2 protein-coding genes are annotated in these 1,489 nt (G+C 71.1%); one reads left to right on the plus strand and one right to left on the minus strand.

Annotated features, from left to right (window positions below):
- The first annotated feature begins 84 nt into the window (after nt 1–84).
- Entirely contained in the window at nt 85–426 is a 342-nt protein-coding gene (locus A7A76_RS05860; protein WP_206410317.1) for a hypothetical protein, read from the plus strand.
- 63 nt (nt 427–489) lie between these two features.
- On the opposite strand, the gene A7A76_RS05865 is transcribed toward A7A76_RS05860, so the two are convergent.
- Nucleotides 490–1,002: a hypothetical protein gene (locus A7A76_RS05865; RefSeq protein WP_206410318.1), complete on the minus strand. Its 513-nt coding sequence runs from the start codon at nt 1,000–1,002 to the stop codon at nt 490–492.
- Nucleotides 1,003–1,489 lie beyond the last annotated feature (487 nt).

Raw genomic sequence — 1,489 nt, forward strand, 5'->3', positions numbered from 1 at the left:
CCGTGCGCGCGGCCGCAAGCCCGGCGCAGCCGCGATGCGGCGCGCCGGCGCCAGTGTGGTCTCACTCAACTCAAGGAGCCGAACATGAATCGCCGCACGTCCCGTCATGCCCTGATCCGTTGCGCGCTCACCGCCGTGCTCGCCGCCGCCGTGCCGGCCGCGACCGCCGCGACCCTGGACTGCGCCAACTACACCTCCGCCGTCACTCCCGCACCGTTCAATACCTGGACCGCGGTGGACGCGAACTGCCCCTCCGACCGCACCGCCACCGGCGGCGGCTACTACTTCCACGAGGGCAGCCTCGGCGTGCCCGGCATCTGGGTGATGCACATCCCGCTGAGCAACGGCTGGCGCACCTGGGTCGACAACCAGAACAGCACGCCGCGCAATGTGCAGACCTATGTGCGTTGCTGCAAGGTGATCTGAGCGCGCTTGCGCGACAACAAAAAGGCGGCCGCGCGGCCGCCTTTTTCTTCGGCGCTGCCGGGCTCAGGGCAGGCGCGTGCCCTGGTCGGCCACCGCCAGCCACTGCCAACCGTTGTGGGTGTACGTCACCCCGGTCATCGCCCGTTGGCGATAACCGATGCGCGGGATCTCGTACACGGTCTCATACAGGATGTAGGCCGAGCGGCAGCCGTCGACCACGCGATAGCGCTCGCTCCAGCTCCACTTGGCCTCGCGGTTCTGGAAGTGGCCGGCGAGCGCGGCCATGATCGCGTCGATGCCGGTGCGTACCGCGCCGCTGTCGAACACGGTCACCGCGCGCTCGTCGTGGCCGGCGCGGAAGGTGTCGGCGTCGTAGTCGCGGAAGGATTCCATGTCCACGCGCTGGGCGGTGTCGAACTGGTGCGCGCACCAGCGATGCAGCGGGTTCTGCGGCGCGTTCGCGCCGGCGTCGGCGGCCGGCCCGGCGGCGCAGGCGGCGGCGCTGGCGCCGCCCAATGCGAGGGCGCTGGCGAGAATCGAGGCGATGCGGCGGAAGGAAAGTTGCGGGAGAACCATGACGCGCTCCTGTCTACGGCGGAAGGTGCGCTCACGCTAGCGGCGCGCCGGCGCCGAGGTTGTCCCGCGATCGCGGCGTCGCCTGCCCGCGAGCGCGATTGCGCCGCTTGCGCAAAGCCGGGCCGGCGAACGCGCAACTGCGGGCCATTCGCGCCAGCGCCGGTACGCGACCGCGATCACAGCCTGGAGGGGAGGTGACAGCCTCCACTGTTGCGTCATGACGCGCTCGGCTGCAATCCACCGGCGCGCCGCACTCGTCTGGGGAGTGTTTGCAAGGCCGTTGTTGCGACAGCGCGCGCCGCCACGAACTTTCAGCAGGGGAACCGCGCCGTGAGCCATCCGTCCGAACCTTTCCGCAACCGCCGCCCGCAATGGTGGGCGGTATTGACCTTGACCGCGGCGTTGACCGCGCCGGCGCTCGCGCAGGCCGCTGCGCCCGCCGCCGCGCGCATCGCCGGCGAAGGCCAGGCCCACGTCGGCCTGGCCT

The sequence above is a fragment of the Lysobacter enzymogenes genome, from assembly GCF_017168095.1.
In the GTDB taxonomy this organism is placed as follows: Bacteria; Pseudomonadota; Gammaproteobacteria; order Xanthomonadales; family Xanthomonadaceae; genus Lysobacter; species Lysobacter enzymogenes_D.

Bases quoted from the DNA above. Each gene is read 5' to 3' on its own strand.
- A7A76_RS05860 (WP_206410317.1), top strand. From the start codon at position 85: ATGAATCGCCGCACGTCCCGTCATGCCCTGATCCGTTGCGCGCTCACC.
- A7A76_RS05865 (WP_206410318.1), bottom strand. From the start codon at position 1,002: ATGGTTCTCCCGCAACTTTCCTTCCGCCGCATCGCCTCGATTCTCGCC.